Source organism: Comamonas sp. FG99, from assembly GCF_057808605.1.
Genome location: NZ_JBMDII010000022.1, coordinates 44,555 through 59,188, shown reverse-complemented (window position 1 = coordinate 59,188; position 14,634 = coordinate 44,555). Strand labels below are relative to the sequence as shown.

Sequence of the window (14,634 nt, the reverse complement as noted above, 5' to 3'; positions counted from 1 at the left end):
CTATATATTCGGCCTGAATTTATCCATATTCACGATGAATCAGAATGTCACCTTGCGCCAGCTGGGCGTGTTCGTTGCGGTGGCCGATGCGCGCACCATCACGCGCGCGGCGGACACGCTGGGGCTGCCCCAGTCGTCGGTCAGCACCCAGCTGCGGGAGCTGGAGGAGGCGCTGGGCCTGCGCCTGTTCGACCGCCACACGCGCATGCTGCGCCTGACCGAGGCCGGCGGCGAGATCCTGCCGCTGGCGCGCAAGACCCTGGCCGACCTGGATGTGATGGTGGGCAGCTCGGCCCAGCTCAAGACGCTGGAGCGCGGGCGCGTGTCGATCGCCGCCTCGTCGCTGCAGGCGGCGCTGGTGCTGCCGCGCATGGTGCGGCAGTTCATCCAGGCGCACCCGGGCATCAAGGTGGAGCTGCTCGACGTGGCCCAGGACGAGGTGCTGAGCATGGTGCAAAGCGGCGCGGTGGATTTCGGCGTGGGCACCGCCTTCGGCGAGCATGCCGGCCTGGCCATGCGGCCGCTGTGGGTCGAGCCCTTCTACGCGGTGCTGCCGCCCGGCCATGCGCTGCTGGCCAAGGCCGGGCTCTCCTGGCAGGATTTGCAAAAAGAGGTGCTGATCGGCTCGCGCCGCGGCAATCCGGTGCGCACGCTGCTGGATTTCGCGCTGGCCAGCGCCGGCCTATCGCTGAGCTTCACGCACGAGACCTCGCTGCCGCTGACGGCGGCGGGCATGGTGGCGGCCGGGCTGGGCATCGGCGTGCTGACCAGCTCATCGCGCCAGGTGGCCGAGGCGCTTGGCCTGGTGCTGCGGCCCATCGGTCCGCCGGTGGTCGAGCGCGGCGTGGTGATGGTGTTCCACCCCGGGCGCTCGCTGTCGCCCGCGGCCAAGAAATTCACCGAGGAACTGCAGGAATGGGTGGGCACCATGCTGGACCCCGACATGCGCCCGCGCCAGCACGACGCGTTCTGCACCGTCTGCTACCAGTTCGACTGCCACACCATTCACTGAGCCTGTTCCCGCTTGAGCTCCAGCGCCGCGTCGTACAGCTCGTTGCGCGATTGGCCGGTGATCTCCGCCGCCAGTCGCACCGCGGTCTTGAGCGGCAGCTCGGGCAGCAGCAGCTGCAGCACGCGCAGCTCCAGGCCGGCGCTGGCCGCCTTGGCCTGCGGGTGCACGAGCAGCGCGAACTCGCCCTTGGCGCGGTTCGCATCGGCCGCCAGCCAGGCGGCCAGCTCCTGCGCCGGGCAGGTGGCCAGCTCCTCGAACTGTTTGGTCAGCTCGCGCCCCAGCGTCACCGGCCGCTGGCCCAGCGCGGCCAGCGCCTGGGCCAGCGCGGCGATGCGGTGCGGCGCCTCCAGCAGCACCTGGCAGCGCGTGTCGCGGGCAATGGCCTCGACCGCCTGCTGGCGTTCCTTGGCCTTGGTGGGCACAAAGCCGACGAAGCTGAAGCCGCTGCCTTCGCCCTGGGCCACCGCGCCGGCGCAGCTGAGCAGGGCGGTCACGCTGCTGGCGCCGGGCAGCGGGCTGATGCGCAGGCCCTGCTCGCGCACCGCGGCGCACAGGCGCGCGCCGGGGTCGCTCACGCCGGGCGTGCCGGCGTCGCTCACATAGGCCACGCGCAGGCCCTGCTGCAGCCGGGCGATCACCTGCTGCGCGGCCTCGGCCTCGTTGTGCTGGTGCACGGCCAGCAGCTGCGCGCCGGCTTTGTCGATGCCATAGGCGCGCAGCAGCGCGTGGGTGTGGCGCGTGTCCTCGCAGGCGATGGCGTCGGCCAGGCCCAGCAGGTGCAGCGCGCGCAGGCTGATGTCGGCCAGGTTGCCGATGGGCGTGGCCACGATGTAGAGGCAGGCTTGCGGATAATGCTGGGCACCGGCGGCGTCCTGCGCGGCTTGCAAGAGCGTCTTCATGGCCTTTCCATCGTGCCCGCAAGGGAGCAAAGCGTTGCAATCGAGGCGCACGCCGTAGGCCATGCGGGCGGCCTGGGCAAGGCGGGTAACGAAGAGTGCAGCGCTTTGCTTTCTTGCCCTTCGGGTTGCCCCGCAAAGGCCGCGTCTGCGGCGTTGCAAATCCTCGCCGGGCGACCAGCCCGACTGCGGTTCGCGCCTGGCATCCGCGGCCTTTGCGGGGCAACGGGCATGATGGAAAGGCCATGAAGACGCTCTGGGAGAGAGAAAGATGCACTCACCGTGGAAGATCCTTGAAAAAATGCGCGCCGCCGTGGCGGGCGGCCCGCGCACCACGCGCGCGGCGGGGCAGGCGGCCGAGGACGCGGCCCTGCATTATCTCCAACGCCAGGGCCTGCGCCTGCTGGCGCGCAACTGGCGCACGCCGGGGCGTGGCGGCGGCGAGATCGACCTGATCCTGCAGGAGCCGGGCGGCACGGTGGTCTTCGTCGAGGTGCGCCAGCGCCGGCGGGCGGAGCATGGCGGCGCCGGCGCCAGCATAGGCGCCGCCAAGCAGCGGCGCATCGTGCTCGCGGCCCGCCACTGGCTGGCGCTGCAGCCGCGGCTGCCGCCGTGCCGCTTCGATGCGCTGCTGCTGGAGCCGCAGATCCGCTGGGTGAAGGCGGCGTTCGAGGCCGATGCCGCTTCATGAAAGGCCAAATTCACGCGGTTATCATCGGGCCTCCATGCTTGAGCAATACATCCAACAGCAATTCATCGACAGCGCCGATCTGCAATACCAGATTGCCCAGGAGATGGGCGAGGGCATTGCCAACGCGGTGCATGTGCTGCTGGCCTGCGTTACCAGCGGCAACAAGCTCCTGTGCTGCGGCAATGGCCTGTCGGCCGCGCAGGCGGCGCAGTTCGCCGCGATCTGCGTCGGCGGCCTGGAGCGCGAGCGGCCCGAGCTGGCGGCCGTGGCGCTCGATACGGGCATGCTGGCCTGCACCCAGCAGGGCCTGAACCTGTCGCTGGACCTGGCCCCCTGGGCGCTGGCGCGCCAGGTGCGGGTGCTGGGCCAGGTGGGCGATGTGCTGCTGGTGATCTCGGTCGATGGCGACGATGCCGCGCTGCTGTACGCGGTGCAGGCAGCGCATGAGCGCGAGATGTCGGTGCTGGCGCTGAGCGGCCGCACCGGCGGCGCCTTGGCCGATATCTTGATCGAAACCGACGTCCTGCTGTGCGTGCCGCACGATGCGATGGCCCGGGTGCGCGAGGTGCACCAGCTGGTCCTGCATTGCCTGGCCGACGGCATCGACATGCAGTTGTTAGGAGAAGAGGAATGAGGTCTGTCACCGCTGCTTCGCTGAAGCGTCTCACTTGCCTGCTGGCCTGCGCCGGCGCACTGGCCGGTGCCGTATCCGGCTGCGTGCCCGTGGTGCTCGGCGGCGCCGCGGCCACCGGCACGGTGCTGGCGGTGGACCGCCGCACCACCGGCTCGCAGGTGGAGGACGAGGGCATCGAGCTGCGCGCCGGCAACCGCATCAACGAGACGGTGGGCCAGGGCGGCCACATCAACGTCACCAGCTACAACCGCCAGGTGCTGCTGACCGGCGAGGTGCCGAACGAGGCCTTCAAGCAGAAGGTGCAGGCGGCCGTGGCCGGCACGCAGAACGTCAATTCGGTGGTGAACGAGCTGGCGGTGATGGAAAGCTCCACGCTGTCGCAGCGTTCGGAAGATACCTACATCACCGGCAAGGTGAAGGCCAGCCTGATCGATGCCAAGGACCTTTCCGCCAGCACCATCAAGGTGGTGACCGAGCGCAAGGCGGTCTACCTGATGGGCCGGGTGACGGAGCGCGAATCCAAGCGCGCGGCCGAGATCGCCCGTGGCGTGAGCGGCGTGGCCAAGGTGGTGCGCGTGTTCGAGATCATCTCCGAGCAGGAGCTGCAGCAGATCAGCGTCAACCGCGCGAGTGGCAGCAACGCCGCGCCGGTGATCACCGACAGCAGCGCGGCCCCGGTGGGTGGTGCCAAGGCGGTTGCGGCCCCTGCGCCCGCCGCGCCCGCGGCCAGCAGCACGGGCGTGACCACTTCGCCGGTCACCAGCTCGCCGGTGCAGCCGCTGAACGACGGCTTCACCACCAAGCCTTGAAGCCCTTGCCCGGGGCAGGGCCGCTGGTGCGGCCCTGTTTTACTTTTTCCCCAGCCGGGCAATGAGGCTGGAGGTGTCCCAGCGCCTGCCGCCCATCTGCTGCACGTCGGCGTAGAACTGGTCCACCAGCGCCGTGACCGGCAGGCGCGAGCCGTTGCGCTGGGCCTCTTGCAGCACCAGGCCCAGGTCCTTGCGCATCCAGTCCACCGCGAAGCCGAAATCGAACTCGCCCTGCACCATGGTGCGGCCGCGGTTGTCCAGCTGCCAGCTCTGCGCCGCGCCCTTGCCGATGACTTCGAGCACCCGGTCCATGTCCAGGCCCGCGTTCTGGCCGAAGGCGATGGCTTCGGACAGGCCCTGCACCAGGCCGGCGATGCAGATCTGGTTCACCATCTTGGTGAGCTGGCCGGCGCCGCTGTCGCCCATCAGCGTGAAGGCGCGGGCAAAGGCCATGGCCACGGGGCGCACCTGCTCGAAGGCCGCCGCGTCGCCGCCGCACATCACCGTGAGCTGGCCGTTCTGCGCACCGGCCTGGCCGCCGGAGACTGGCGCGTCGACGAAGTGCAGCTCGCGCTGGCGCGCCTGGGCGTACAGCTCGCGCGCCACCTGGGCCGAGGCGGTGGTGTGGTCGGCGAAGATGGCGTCCGGCCGCATCCCGGCAAAGGCGCCATCCGGCCCCAGCACCACCGAGCGCAGGTCGTCGTCGTTGCCCACGCAGCAAAAGACGATGTCGGCGCCGGCGGCGGCCTCGCGCGGGGTGGCGGCCTGGCGGTGGGCGCCGCTGGCGGCGAATTCATCGGCCCACTGGCCGGCCTTGGCGGCGCTGCGGTTGTAGACGGTGACCCGGTGGCCCGCCTGGGCCAGGTGGCCGGCCATGGGGTAGCCCATCACGCCCAGGCCCAGGAAGGCCACGGTGCGTGCGGGAGTGGGTTCGTAGCTGCGAGCGTTGATGCTGGAAGTCATGGGTCTTTAAAAAAGTGAGCTGCTGGCGCTAATGTACCAACGGTTTTCAATGCTTGGGTCTTGAAGAGGCAAAGGGGTCAAGCGCTGGCAGCTATGGTTTTTCGGGGTCAAGCCGGGGGAAGGCTCTCGGGGGATTTTGCCTTGCCGCGCGCCTCGGCGGCGCTGATGGCCTTGCGCTGCACCAGCGCGGCCAGGCTCTGGTCCAGCGTCTGCATGCCCAGGTGCTGGCCGGTCTGGATGGCGGAATACATCTGCGCCGCCTTGGCCTCGCGGATCAGGTTGCGGATGGCCGGCGTGGCGAGCATGATCTCGTGTGCCGCCACGCGGCCCTGGCCGTCGCTGGTCTTGCATAGCTGCTGCGAAATCACCGCCTGCAGCGATTCGGACAGCATGGTGCGCACCAGCTCCTTTTCCCCGGCCGCGAAGACGTCGACGATGCGATCCATGGTCTGGGCGGCGCTGGCGGTGTGCAGCGTGGCGAACACCAGGTGGCCGGTTTCGGCGGCGGTCAGCGCCAGGCGGATGGTTTCCAGGTCGCGCATCTCGCCGACCAGGATCGCATCCGGGTCTTCGCGCAGGGCGGAGCGCAGCGCGGCCGAGAACGAATGCGTCTGCGCGCCGACCTCGCGCTGGTGGACCAGGCATTGCTTGGAGTGGTGCACGAACTCGATCGGGTCTTCGATGGTCAGGATGTGGCGCTGCGTGTTCTCGTTCAGGTGGTTGAGCATCGCCGCCAGCGTGGTCGACTTGCCCGAGCCGGTGGGCCCGGTCACCAGCACCAGGCCGCGCGGCCTGAGCGCCAGCTCGGCGAAGACCGGGGGCGCGTGCAGCTGCCGCAGGGTTGGCACCTGGCCGGCAATGGTGCGGATCGCCGCACCCGCGCCGCGGCTGTGGGTGAAGGCGTTGGCGCGAAAGCGCGCCAGGCCGGCGATCTCGAACGCGAAGTCGATCTCCAGCGCTGTGCCATACACTTGGCGCTGGGCCTCGCTCATGAGGCTGCAGACCATGGCGTGCACGGTCTGGTGGTCCAGCGGATCGAGCTTGATGCGGCGCATGTCGCCATGCACCCGGATCATTGGCGGCAGGCCGGCGGACAGGTGCAGGTCCGATGCCTGGTGCTTGACGCTGAAGGCCAGCAGTTGGGTGATGTCCATGTCGAATCTCCCTCGAATTTTTTGCCGCCGGGCCGCCCCCGGGCAAAAGGAGCCCCTTTGGATGCGCCTGGCGCAGTGAGCAAGCGTGGGGGGCAAAATTTTGGTATGTTGTGCTGCATTATGAACAGCATCCCGCAAAACATGGAGCAGGTGCGCCGGCAGATCGCCGACGCCTGCGCACAGGCCGGCCGCGACCCCGCCGGCGTGCAACTGCTCGCCGTCTCCAAGACCTTCGGCGTCGACGCCATTGCCGAGGCCATCGCGGCCGGGCAGCGGGCGTTCGGCGAGAACTATATCCAGGAGGCGGTGGAGAAGATCGTGCATTTCCGCGCGCAGCCCGGGGCGCAGGCGCTCGGCCTGCAGTGGCACTGCATAGGCCCGATCCAGAGCAACAAGACCCGGCTGGTGGCCGAGCATTTCGACTGGGTGCACACCATCGACCGGGCCAAGACCGCGCAGCGCCTGTCGCAGCAGCGGCCCGCGCACCTGCCGCCGCTGCAGGTGTGCCTGCAGCTCAACCCCGACGGCGGCGCCACCAAGTCCGGCATCGCGCCGGCCGAGGCGCCCGCGCTGCTGCGCGAGCTGCTGGCGCTGCCGCGGCTGCAATGGCGCGGGGTGATGAGCATTCCCGATGTAGCCCCCGGCTTCGAGGCGCAGTGCGCGCTGCACCGCAGCGTGCGGGCGGTCTTCGAGCAGATCGCCGCGCTGCGCCTGCCTGGGCTGGAGCGCTGGGACACCGTCTCGCTGGGTATGACCGCCGACCTGCTGGCCGCGATCAGCGCCGGCAGCACCATGGTGCGCGTGGGCACCGGTATTTTCGGCAAGCGGCACTACGCATGCTAAGCTGCGACGCGAAAATTTTTCAGGAGTGATGCATATGCCCGGCCTGCTGCCCGACGTCGATCCCGACGGCCTGCTCGAATTCTCGGTGGTCTACACCGACCGCGCGCTGAACCACATGTCCAAGCGCTTTGCCGGCGTGATGCAGGACATTCTCGGCGTGCTCAAGGAGGTCTACCACGCCCACACCGCCGTGCTGGTGCCGGGCAGCGGCACCTTCGGCATGGAGGCGGTCGCGCGCCAGTTCGCCAACCGCGAGAAGGTGCTCATCGTGCGCAATGGCTGGTTCAGCTACCGCTGGACGCAGATCTTCGAAGAAGGCGCGCTTGGCGGCGGCGCGGTGGTGTGCAAGGCGCGCAAGCAGGGCGATGGCCCGCAGGCGCCCTGGGCGCCCTGCCCGGCCGCAGAGGTGGCGGCCGCGATCCGCGCCGAAAGGCCCAAGGTGGTTTTCGCGCCGCATGTGGAAACCGCCAGCGGCATCATCCTCGGCGACGACTACCTGCGCGCCGTGGCCGATGCCGCGCATGAGGTGGGCGCGCTCTTCGTGCTCGACTGCGTGGCCTCGGGCGCGATGTGGGTGGACATGGAGAAGACCGGTGTCGACGTGCTCATCAGCGCGCCGCAAAAGGGCTGGAGCAGCTCGCCGTGCTGCGCGATGGTCATGCTCTCGGCCCGCGCGCGCGAGGCCATCGAGCACACGCGCAGCTCCAGCTTTTCGTGCGACCTGAAGAAGTGGATGCAGATCGCCGAAGGCTACGAAAAAGGCCAGCATGCCTACCACACCACCATGCCCACCGATGCGCTGGTGCGCCTGCGCGACGTGATGCTCGAAACCCGCGACTACGGCTTCGCCAAGGTGCGCGAGGAGCAGCTCGCCCTGGGCGCCCAGGTGCGGGCGCTGCTGGAGGCGCGCGGCTTTCCGAGCGTGGCGGCCGATGGCTGGAAGGCGCCGGGCGTGGTGGTCAGCTACACCACCGACCCGGGCATCCAGAGCGGCAAGAAATTCCTCGACGTGGGCCTGCAGACCGCTGCGGGCGTGCCGCTGCAGTGCGACGAGGGACCGGATTTCAAGACTTTCCGCATCGGCCTGTTCGGCCTGGAGAAATGGCACAACGTGGAGCGCAGCGTGGGCCATCTGCGCACGGCATTGGATACGATTGCCAAGGCCTGAGAACTGGAAGACCTGCATATGAGCAAAACCATCGTCACCCTGGCCGCCTGCGCGCTGCTGGCCGGCGCGGCCCATGCGGCTGCCCCGGTCAAGACCGCCAGCGGCCTGGTCTATGAAAGCCTGAAGGAGGGCAGCGGCGACAGCCCCAAGGCGAGCGACACCGTCAAGGTGCACTACCGCGGCTGGTTCCCCGAATCGGGCAAGGAGTTCGACAGCTCGATCGCGCGCGGCCAGCCCATCGAGTTCCCGCTCTCGGGCGTGATCCCCTGCTGGACCGAGGGCGTGCAGAAGATGAAGGTGGGCGGCAAGGCCAAGCTCACCTGCCCACCGGCCATTGCCTACGGCAGCCGCGGCGCCGGCAAGGTGATCCCGCCCAATGCCACGCTGAACTTCGAGGTGGAGCTGCTGGGCATCAAGGGGCGCTGAGCGGGGGCGGGTGTGTCCTGGTTTCAGGACGTTGCGACGCTGGCTGAGGAAAGCGTCTTGTATTCAGGACGCAAAAGGGCCGATTCCCGGATTCGGATCAGTAGTGAAACCGCAGCTGGGCCAGCTGCAATTCGTCCGGTTCCACTCGATACACCATGCGGTGCTCATCGTTGATGCGGCGCGACCAGAAACCCGCAAGCGCATGCTTGAGCGCCTCCGGCTTGCCCATGCCGGAATAGGGCTCCCGCCGGGTCTCTTGGATCAGCTTGTTGATGCGCAGCAGCATTTTTCGATCGTGCTGCTGCCAGTACAGGTAGTCCTCCCAAGCGGCAGCGGCGAAGACCAGCTTCACTCGGCCAGCTCGCGCGCAGAGCCTTGGCCCGCATTCAGTTGCGCGGCGGCCGCCAGCAGGCGCTGGGCATTGGCTGGCGTGCGTAGCAGGTAGGCGGTCTCCTCAAGCGCCTTGTAGTCTTGCAGCGAGAGCATGACGACCGATGGCTCGCCGTTGCGGGTGATGATGAGCGGCTCGTGGTCGTTGCAGACGCGGTTCATCGTGCTGGCCAGATTGGCGCGTGCGGCGCTGTAGCTGATGGCATCCATGGGATCTCCTTGGTCGGTACGTGATATTGTACGGGTTGGCCTCCCATGGCCCTGCCAGCGGCCCTGTCAGCGGTAATACGCCTCGACCTTTCCCTTGAGCTTGATCAGCAGCGGGCGGCCCTTGCGGTCCACGGTCTTGCCGGCGGGCACCTTGATCCAGCCTTCGCTCACGCAGTATTCCTCCACGTCGAAGCGTTCACTGCCGTTGAAGCGGATGCCGATGTCGTGGGCGAACACGGCGGCCACATGGTACGGGCTGCGGGGATCGATGCTCAGGTGGTCGGGCAGTTCGGGGCGCTCGGCGGTGTCGGTCATGCTGGAGGTTCTCCGGTGGAAAAAGGGGCCATTGTCGTGGATTGGCGGCGCAGGTGCCGCGCTTAGCCGATCAGTTGTGCTTGCAATCCTTGAGCGCTGGCCAGTGAAACCGCCTTTTTGTCGAAGGAGACAAAGATTTCGCCGCCCAGCCAGTGGCCCTCGTAGGCCACAATGCCATCCGCGAAATCGCCGCCAGCCTCCAGAAAGGCCAGGCCTGCTTCGACGGCCGGCCGATTCATGACAGCGTTGCCCGTTGCCAGCAGGGCCCGGATGGCCAAGGCAATGCTGCTGGAGGGCAGGCCGTAGACCCGTCTCAGTACCCAGACGAATTCGCACAGGCAAGGCAGTGAAATGGCAATCAGCGTGGCTTGCTGGAGAATTTTCTCGGCAGCCTGGGCCTGGGCGGCATCGTCGCGCACCGCGGCCCGGACGAGCACATTGGTGTCGGCGATGATCTTCACTTGATCCCGGCCCAGCCTGCGGCAGCGGCTTCGTTGATTTCCTCGATGGTGGCGACCTTGTCGGTTTGACCGGCAAGCACGCCCAGGAAGCTGTCAATGGTTCCGTTCGACTGCGCTGCCCGCATGCGCAGCTCTCCGCCGGGGAGCTTGTCGAGTTCGACCCGCTCGCCGGGCCGGATGCCCAAGTGTTGCAGCAGATCACGCTTGAGCGTTATCTGGCCTTTGATGGTGACGGCGAGTGAGGGCATGGCAATCCTTGCAGCGCAATATATATCCTTCGGATTGTAATGAAAATATTCATTCCTTTCCTGTGGCAAGCACGCCCAGCCGTCGCGCCAGGCGCTGCAGGTTGGCGCGGTCCATGCGCAGCTCGCGCGCGGCGGCGGCCCAGTTGCCGGCATGGCGCCGCAGGCTGGCCTGCACCAGGCCGCGTTCATAGCGCTCAACGGCGTCGCGCAGGCCCTGGGGCGGTGCGGCCTCGGCATGGGCCGGCGCAGGCGCTGCTGTGGCTGCGCCTGCATCGGCGGCGGGCGCCGCATCCCACAGCTCGGCCAGGCCCAGCGTGACGATGCGCGGCCGCGTGGCGGGGCTGTGCGGCGCGCGGGGCGCCCGGCTCAGCGCCTTGAGCACGCCGCGGCTGAGCAGGTGCTCCAGCTCGCGCACATTGCCCGGCCAGGGCTGGGCCAGCAGCGCCGACTGGGCGGCGGCATCGAGCCGCAGGCCGCCGAGCTGCAGGCGCGAGCGGTTGTCTTCCAGGAAAAAGCCGGCCAGCAGCAGCACGTCGCTGTCGCGCTCGCGCAGCGGCGGCACCTGCAGCGGGTAAACGCTCAGCCGGTGGTAGAAGTCGGCGCGCATGCGGCCGGCCTGCACCTCGGCGGCCAGGTCGCGGTTGGTGGCGGCGATCACGCGCACATCCACATGGTGCTCGCGGTCCGAGCCCAGGCGCTGCAGCTGGCCGCTTTGCAGCACGCGCAGCAGCTTGGCCTGCACCGGCAGCGAGAGTTCGCCCACCTCGTCGAGAAAGAGCGTGCCCTGGTGCGCCTGCTCGAACTTGCCACGGCGGTCGGCCAGCGCGCCGGTGAAGGCGCCGCGCACATGGCCGAACAGCTCGCTTTCCACCAGGTTGTCGGGCAGGGCCGCGCAGTTGATGCTGACCAGCGGCCGGTGCGCGCGCGCCGACTGCGCATGCACCGCCTGCGCGACCAGTTCCTTGCCGGTGCCGGTCTCGCCGCTGATGAGCACGCTCAGCTCGCTGGCGGCCACCAGCGCAATGTCCTTTTGCAGCTGGCGCATGGCCGGGCTGTGGCCCAGCAGCGGGCGTTGCACCGGCGCGGCCTGGGCTGCCGCCGTGGGCGGCGCGGCTGGCGGGCGGGCCAGCTCGCGCAGCCGCTCGGCGGTGCTCACCGTGGCGGCGGCCAGGTTGCTGAAGGCCTGCAGCGCGGCCAGCGAGGCCGGGTCGGCAAAGCGCCCGGCATCGAGCGCGTCCAGCGTCAGCAGCCCCCAGGGCAGGCCGCCGGCCTGCAGCACGCAGCCCATGCAGTCGTGCACATGCAGGCGGGCGATGGTCTGGCCCTGCTGCGCGACCAGCCCGTCGTAGGGGTCGGGCAGCGGGCTGTCGGGCGCGAAGCGCATGGCCTGGCCGGCGGCCAGCAGCTGGGCGAAGCGCGGATGCTCGGCGATGCGAAAGCGCCGCCCCAGCGTGTCGGGCACCAGGCCGTCGATGGCCACCGGCCGCAGCCATTCGCCTTCGAGCCGCAGCAGCGCCGCCGCATCGGCCGGCAGCACCGCGCGCAGCGCTGCCAGCAGGCGGCGCAGGCGCTCGCGCTCGGGCAGCTCCTGGGCCAGGTCGGCGACCAGCGGCACCAGGGCATGCAGGATGGCAGATGTGGTCATTTTGACTTGATATAGGTCATATAGACACGACTTTATCGCTGTCGAATTGACTCCTGTTGACGCAAGTGCTTGATGTGGCTGGTGCGCAGGGCTGGCATGGGGCTTGCCTGTGGAAAAGCCGAGTCCATTGACCGCAAGGAGTTTTTTCTGTGCTGACCGAGAACCAACGCGCCATCGTCAAGTCCACCGTACCGCTGCTCGAGACCGGCGGCGAGGCGCTGATCACCCATTTCTACAACACCATGCTGGGCGAGTACCCCGAGGTGCGGCCGCTGTTCAACCAGGCCCACCAGCAAAGCGGCGCCCAGCCGCGCGCGCTGGCCCACAGCGTGCTGATGTATGCCAAGCATATCGACAGGCTAGACGCCCTGGGTGATCTGCCCGCGCAGATCGTCAACAAGCATGTGGCGCTGCAGGTGCAGGCCGAGCACTACCCCATCGTCGGCACCTGCCTGCTGCGCGCCATCCGCGAGGTGCTGGGCGCCGAGATCGCCACCGACGAGGTGCTGGCCGCCTGGGGCGCGGCCTACCAGCAGCTGGCCGACATCCTGATCGCCGCCGAGCGCGATGTGTACGAGCGCACCGCCGCGGCCGAGGGCGGCTGGCGCGGCGAGCGTGCCTTCAAGGTCGAGAAGAAGGTGCAGGAGAGCGCCGAGATCAGCTCGCTGTACCTGGTGCCGGCCGATGGCGGCAAGGTGATCGCGCACCTGCCGGGCCAGTACATCGGCCTGCGCGTGGTGGTTGGCGGCGTGGAGCAGCGGCGCAACTATTCGCTGTCGGCGCCGGCCAACGGCCGCAGCCTGCGCATCAGCGTCAAGCGCGAGCCGGGGGGCAAGGTGTCCAACTTCCTGCACGACCAGGTGCAGGTGGGCGACACGCTGCAGCTGTTTCCGCCGGCCGGCCATTTCACGCTGCAGCACAGCGACAAGCCGCTGGTGCTGATCAGCGGCGGCGTCGGCATCACGCCCACGCTGCCCATGCTGGCGACCGCGCTGGCGGCCGAGCGGCCGGTGACCTTCATCCACTGCGCGCGCGAGCGCTCGGTGCATGCCTTCCGCGAACGCATCGACCAGCTGGCGGCCGAGCATCCGCAGCTCACCCGCTACTACTGCTACGACCGCGCCGTGCCCGAGGACGCGGTGGACGCCGAAGGCTACCTGAGCGAGCAGCGCCTGGGCGAATGGCTGCCCGCTTCGCGCGATGCCGACGTGTACTTCCTTGGCCCGCGCCCCTTCATGCGCGTGCTCAAGCGCTCGCTCAAGAACCTGGGCGTGCCCGACAAGCAGGTGCGCTACGAGTTCTTCGGGCCGGCCGAGGCCCTGGCCTGATAAATCGATAGCTGCCAGCGCCCTCTACGTAAAGGTTTTAATGCTGTAGAGCATTGAAATCTTTATCAATAAAGCGCTGGCAGCTATGCTTTTACTCGGCTACAGTGGAGCAATGCTGACAGCCGAACAACAAGCCCTGCTGCGCCGCGCCAAGCGCGTGCCGTTATTGCTGCTGCTGGCGGCAGCCGCGCTGTTTCTCGGGGTGAGCTGGCTGCTGCCGCAGCCTGGCGTGCAGGCGGCGTCCTGGCAGATGCTGCTGCGCTGCACCAAGGCCGTGGCCGAGGCGGCCATGGTCGGCGCGCTGGCCGACTGGTTCGCGGTGGCTGCGCTGTTTCGCCACATTCCGATTCCCTGGGTGCAGCGGCATACGGCCATCATCCCGCGCAACAAGGACCGCATCGGCATGAACCTGGCGACCTTCGTACGCGACAAGTTTCTCGATGCCGACTCCCTGGTGCGCCTGATCCGCCAGCACAGCCCGGCCGACAAGCTGGCGCAGTGGCTCAAGAGCCCGGCCCATGCCGAACTGCTGGGCCACCAGGTGGCGCGGCTGGCGGCGGCGGCGCTCGATACCGCGCAGGACCAGCAGGTGGAGCGTTTCATCAAGACCGCGCTGCGCACGCTGCTCGGGCAGATGGATCTGTCGCAGACCCTGTCCAGGGTGCTGGCCACGCTGACGCAGGACGGCCGCCACCAGGCCCTGCTGGAGCAGGCGCTCGGCCGGCTGGTCGAGCTGCTGCACGAGGCCGAGACCCGCACCCTGATCGCGCAGACCATTGCCCACTGGCTCAAGACCGAGCATCCATGGAAGGAGAAGATGCTGCCCACCGACTGGCTCAGCGGCAAGGGCTCGGACATGGTGGCCAGCGCGCTCGAATCGCTGCTGGAGGCGATCGCCGACAACCCGCAGCACCTGCTGCGCGCCAAGTTCGATGCCAGCATGCACGAATGGGTGGAGCGGCTGGCGCACGATCCGGCCTGGCTGGCCAAGGGCGAGGAGCTGCGCCGCTACCTGCAGCACGACCCGCAGGTGGGCGCCTATGTGCAGGCGCTGTGGCAGAGCCTGCGCGCCGCGCTGCAGCGCGACCTGGCGAGCGAGCACTCGATGCTGGCGCGCAATGTGCGCGCCATGGGGCTGTGGCTGGGCCGCTCGCTGGCCGGCGACGAGGCGCTGCGCCGCTCGCTGAACCGGCGCATGGAGATCTGGGTCCAGGGCCTGGCGCCCGATATCTCGCAGTTCCTGGCCGCGCACATCGAGGAGACGGTCAAGCGCTGGGATGCGCGCGAGCTGAGCGACCTGGTCGAGTGGAACATCGGCCGCGACCTGCAGTTCATCCGCATCAACGGCACGCTGGTGGGCGGGCTGATCGGGCTGGTGCTGTTCTGGGTCGATCAGCTGTTCCAGCTGCGCTGGGCCGGGCCCTGAGGCCCGCCTGCCCCG

18 protein-coding genes are annotated in these 14,634 nt (G+C 68.6%); 9 read left to right on the top strand and 9 right to left on the bottom strand.

Annotated elements, in window-relative coordinates:
- Positions 1-34: 34 nt before the first annotated feature.
- A complete protein-coding gene (locus tag ACODRX_RS15785; protein WP_488872476.1) occupies positions 35-1,012 on the top strand; it encodes a LysR family transcriptional regulator in 978 nt (325 codons plus the stop codon).
- Here ACODRX_RS15785 and rsmI read toward each other — a convergent pair.
- Complete coding sequence (gene rsmI / locus ACODRX_RS15780; RefSeq protein WP_488872475.1) at positions 1,006-1,911, bottom strand: 16S rRNA (cytidine(1402)-2'-O)-methyltransferase; 906 nt, start codon at positions 1,909-1,911, stop codon at positions 1,006-1,008. The genes ACODRX_RS15785 and rsmI overlap by 7 nt on opposite strands.
- Positions 1,912-2,179: 268 nt before the next feature.
- Here rsmI and ACODRX_RS15775 point away from each other — a divergent pair, with 268 nt between their 5' ends.
- Genes ACODRX_RS15775 through ACODRX_RS15765 form a run of 3 tightly spaced genes read left to right on the top strand, consistent with a single transcriptional unit; the run spans position 2,180 to position 4,042 of the window.
- On the top strand, positions 2,180-2,599 hold the full coding sequence (locus tag ACODRX_RS15775; RefSeq protein ID WP_488872474.1) for a YraN family protein: 420 nt from the start codon (positions 2,180-2,182) through the stop codon (positions 2,597-2,599).
- Positions 2,600-2,633: 34 nt separating this feature from the next.
- Positions 2,634-3,233 carry an SIS domain-containing protein gene (locus ACODRX_RS15770; RefSeq protein WP_488872473.1) on the top strand — a complete coding sequence of 200 codons (600 nt, stop codon included), beginning with the start codon at positions 2,634-2,636 and terminating at the stop codon, positions 3,231-3,233.
- Entirely contained in the window at positions 3,230-4,042 is an 813-nt protein-coding gene (locus tag ACODRX_RS15765; protein ID WP_488872472.1) for a BON domain-containing protein, read from the top strand. Before ACODRX_RS15770 ends, ACODRX_RS15765 begins: the two co-directional genes overlap by 4 nt.
- Positions 4,043-4,081: 39 nt before the next feature.
- Here the strand turns inward: ACODRX_RS15765 and ACODRX_RS15760 are convergent, their stop codons facing one another.
- Together ACODRX_RS15760 and ACODRX_RS15755 are read right to left on the bottom strand one after the other, a co-directional pair.
- Positions 4,082-5,005 carry an NAD(P)-dependent oxidoreductase gene (locus ACODRX_RS15760; protein ID WP_488872471.1) on the bottom strand — a complete coding sequence of 308 codons (924 nt, stop codon included), beginning with the start codon at positions 5,003-5,005 and terminating at the stop codon, positions 4,082-4,084.
- 107 nt (positions 5,006-5,112) lie between these two features.
- Positions 5,113-6,159 carry a type IV pilus twitching motility protein PilT gene (locus ACODRX_RS15755; protein WP_488872470.1) on the bottom strand — a complete coding sequence of 349 codons (1,047 nt, stop codon included), beginning with the start codon at positions 6,157-6,159 and terminating at the stop codon, positions 5,113-5,115.
- A gap of 120 nt (positions 6,160-6,279) precedes the next feature.
- Here ACODRX_RS15755 and ACODRX_RS15750 point away from each other — a divergent pair, with 120 nt between their 5' ends.
- Genes ACODRX_RS15750 through ACODRX_RS15740 form a run of 3 tightly spaced genes read left to right on the top strand, consistent with a single transcriptional unit; the run spans position 6,280 to position 8,596 of the window.
- Positions 6,280-7,002 carry a YggS family pyridoxal phosphate-dependent enzyme gene (locus ACODRX_RS15750; RefSeq protein WP_488872469.1) on the top strand — a complete coding sequence of 241 codons (723 nt, stop codon included), beginning with the start codon at positions 6,280-6,282 and terminating at the stop codon, positions 7,000-7,002.
- Between the two features lie 34 nt (positions 7,003-7,036).
- Positions 7,037-8,170 carry an aminotransferase class V-fold PLP-dependent enzyme gene (locus ACODRX_RS15745; RefSeq protein WP_488872468.1) on the top strand — a complete coding sequence of 378 codons (1,134 nt, stop codon included), beginning with the start codon at positions 7,037-7,039 and terminating at the stop codon, positions 8,168-8,170.
- An 18-nt stretch (positions 8,171-8,188) separates the two neighbouring features.
- A complete protein-coding gene (locus ACODRX_RS15740; RefSeq protein ID WP_488872467.1) occupies positions 8,189-8,596 on the top strand; it encodes an FKBP-type peptidyl-prolyl cis-trans isomerase in 408 nt (135 codons plus the stop codon).
- 97 nt (positions 8,597-8,693) lie between these two features.
- On the opposite strand, the gene ACODRX_RS15735 is transcribed toward ACODRX_RS15740, so the two are convergent.
- The 6 genes from ACODRX_RS15735 to norR all read right to left on the bottom strand — a co-directional run bounded on the left by ACODRX_RS15735 (position 8,694) and on the right by norR (position 11,865).
- Entirely contained in the window at positions 8,694-8,948 is a 255-nt protein-coding gene (locus tag ACODRX_RS15735) for a Txe/YoeB family addiction module toxin (protein ID WP_488872466.1), read from the bottom strand.
- Positions 8,945-9,196, bottom strand: a complete 252-nt coding sequence (locus tag ACODRX_RS15730; RefSeq protein ID WP_488872465.1) for a type II toxin-antitoxin system Phd/YefM family antitoxin — start codon at positions 9,194-9,196, stop codon at positions 8,945-8,947. The genes ACODRX_RS15735 and ACODRX_RS15730 overlap by 4 nt, the downstream gene beginning before the upstream one ends.
- 66 nt (positions 9,197-9,262) lie before the next feature.
- Positions 9,263-9,511 (bottom strand): DUF3297 family protein, encoded by a 249-nt coding sequence (locus tag ACODRX_RS15725; protein ID WP_488872464.1) that lies wholly within the window; start codon positions 9,509-9,511, stop codon positions 9,263-9,265.
- 62 nt (positions 9,512-9,573) lie between these two features.
- Positions 9,574-9,972, bottom strand: a complete 399-nt coding sequence (locus tag ACODRX_RS15720) for a type II toxin-antitoxin system VapC family toxin (protein WP_488872463.1) — start codon at positions 9,970-9,972, stop codon at positions 9,574-9,576.
- Positions 9,969-10,220 (bottom strand): AbrB/MazE/SpoVT family DNA-binding domain-containing protein, encoded by a 252-nt coding sequence (locus tag ACODRX_RS15715; RefSeq protein ID WP_488872462.1) that lies wholly within the window; start codon positions 10,218-10,220, stop codon positions 9,969-9,971. The genes ACODRX_RS15720 and ACODRX_RS15715 overlap by 4 nt, the downstream gene beginning before the upstream one ends.
- A gap of 49 nt (positions 10,221-10,269) precedes the next feature.
- On the bottom strand, positions 10,270-11,865 hold the full coding sequence (gene norR, locus ACODRX_RS15710; protein WP_488872461.1) for a nitric oxide reductase transcriptional regulator NorR: 1,596 nt from the start codon (positions 11,863-11,865) through the stop codon (positions 10,270-10,272).
- Positions 11,866-12,014: 149 nt separating this feature from the next.
- On the opposite strand from norR, the gene hmpA reads away from it, so the two are divergent.
- Together hmpA and ACODRX_RS15700 are read left to right on the top strand one after the other, a co-directional pair.
- A complete protein-coding gene (gene hmpA, locus ACODRX_RS15705; protein ID WP_488872460.1) occupies positions 12,015-13,193 on the top strand; it encodes an NO-inducible flavohemoprotein in 1,179 nt (392 codons plus the stop codon).
- Positions 13,194-13,305: 112 nt separating this feature from the next.
- Positions 13,306-14,619, top strand: a complete 1,314-nt coding sequence (locus ACODRX_RS15700) for a DUF445 domain-containing protein (RefSeq protein WP_488872459.1) — start codon at positions 13,306-13,308, stop codon at positions 14,617-14,619.
- Positions 14,620-14,634: the final 15 nt, after the last annotated feature.

Bases quoted from the DNA above. Each gene is read 5' to 3' on its own strand.
- ACODRX_RS15785 (WP_488872476.1), top strand. From the start codon at position 35: ATGAATCAGAATGTCACCTTGCGCCAGCTGGGCGTGTTCGTTGCGGTG.
- rsmI (WP_488872475.1), bottom strand. From the start codon at position 1,911: ATGAAGACGCTCTTGCAAGCCGCGCAGGACGCCGCCGGTGCCCAGCAT.
- ACODRX_RS15775 (WP_488872474.1), top strand. From the start codon at position 2,180: ATGCACTCACCGTGGAAGATCCTTGAAAAAATGCGCGCCGCCGTGGCG.
- ACODRX_RS15770 (WP_488872473.1), top strand. From the start codon at position 2,634: ATGCTTGAGCAATACATCCAACAGCAATTCATCGACAGCGCCGATCTG.
- ACODRX_RS15765 (WP_488872472.1), top strand. From the start codon at position 3,230: ATGAGGTCTGTCACCGCTGCTTCGCTGAAGCGTCTCACTTGCCTGCTG.
- ACODRX_RS15760 (WP_488872471.1), bottom strand. From the start codon at position 5,005: ATGACTTCCAGCATCAACGCTCGCAGCTACGAACCCACTCCCGCACGC.
- ACODRX_RS15755 (WP_488872470.1), bottom strand. From the start codon at position 6,159: ATGGACATCACCCAACTGCTGGCCTTCAGCGTCAAGCACCAGGCATCG.
- ACODRX_RS15750 (WP_488872469.1), top strand. From the start codon at position 6,280: ATGAACAGCATCCCGCAAAACATGGAGCAGGTGCGCCGGCAGATCGCC.
- ACODRX_RS15745 (WP_488872468.1), top strand. From the start codon at position 7,037: ATGCCCGGCCTGCTGCCCGACGTCGATCCCGACGGCCTGCTCGAATTC.
- ACODRX_RS15740 (WP_488872467.1), top strand. From the start codon at position 8,189: ATGAGCAAAACCATCGTCACCCTGGCCGCCTGCGCGCTGCTGGCCGGC.
- ACODRX_RS15730 (WP_488872465.1), bottom strand. From the start codon at position 9,196: ATGGATGCCATCAGCTACAGCGCCGCACGCGCCAATCTGGCCAGCACG.
- ACODRX_RS15725 (WP_488872464.1), bottom strand. From the start codon at position 9,511: ATGACCGACACCGCCGAGCGCCCCGAACTGCCCGACCACCTGAGCATC.
- ACODRX_RS15715 (WP_488872462.1), bottom strand. From the start codon at position 10,220: ATGCCCTCACTCGCCGTCACCATCAAAGGCCAGATAACGCTCAAGCGT.
- norR (WP_488872461.1), bottom strand. From the start codon at position 11,865: ATGACCACATCTGCCATCCTGCATGCCCTGGTGCCGCTGGTCGCCGAC.
- ACODRX_RS15700 (WP_488872459.1), top strand. From the start codon at position 13,306: ATGCTGACAGCCGAACAACAAGCCCTGCTGCGCCGCGCCAAGCGCGTG.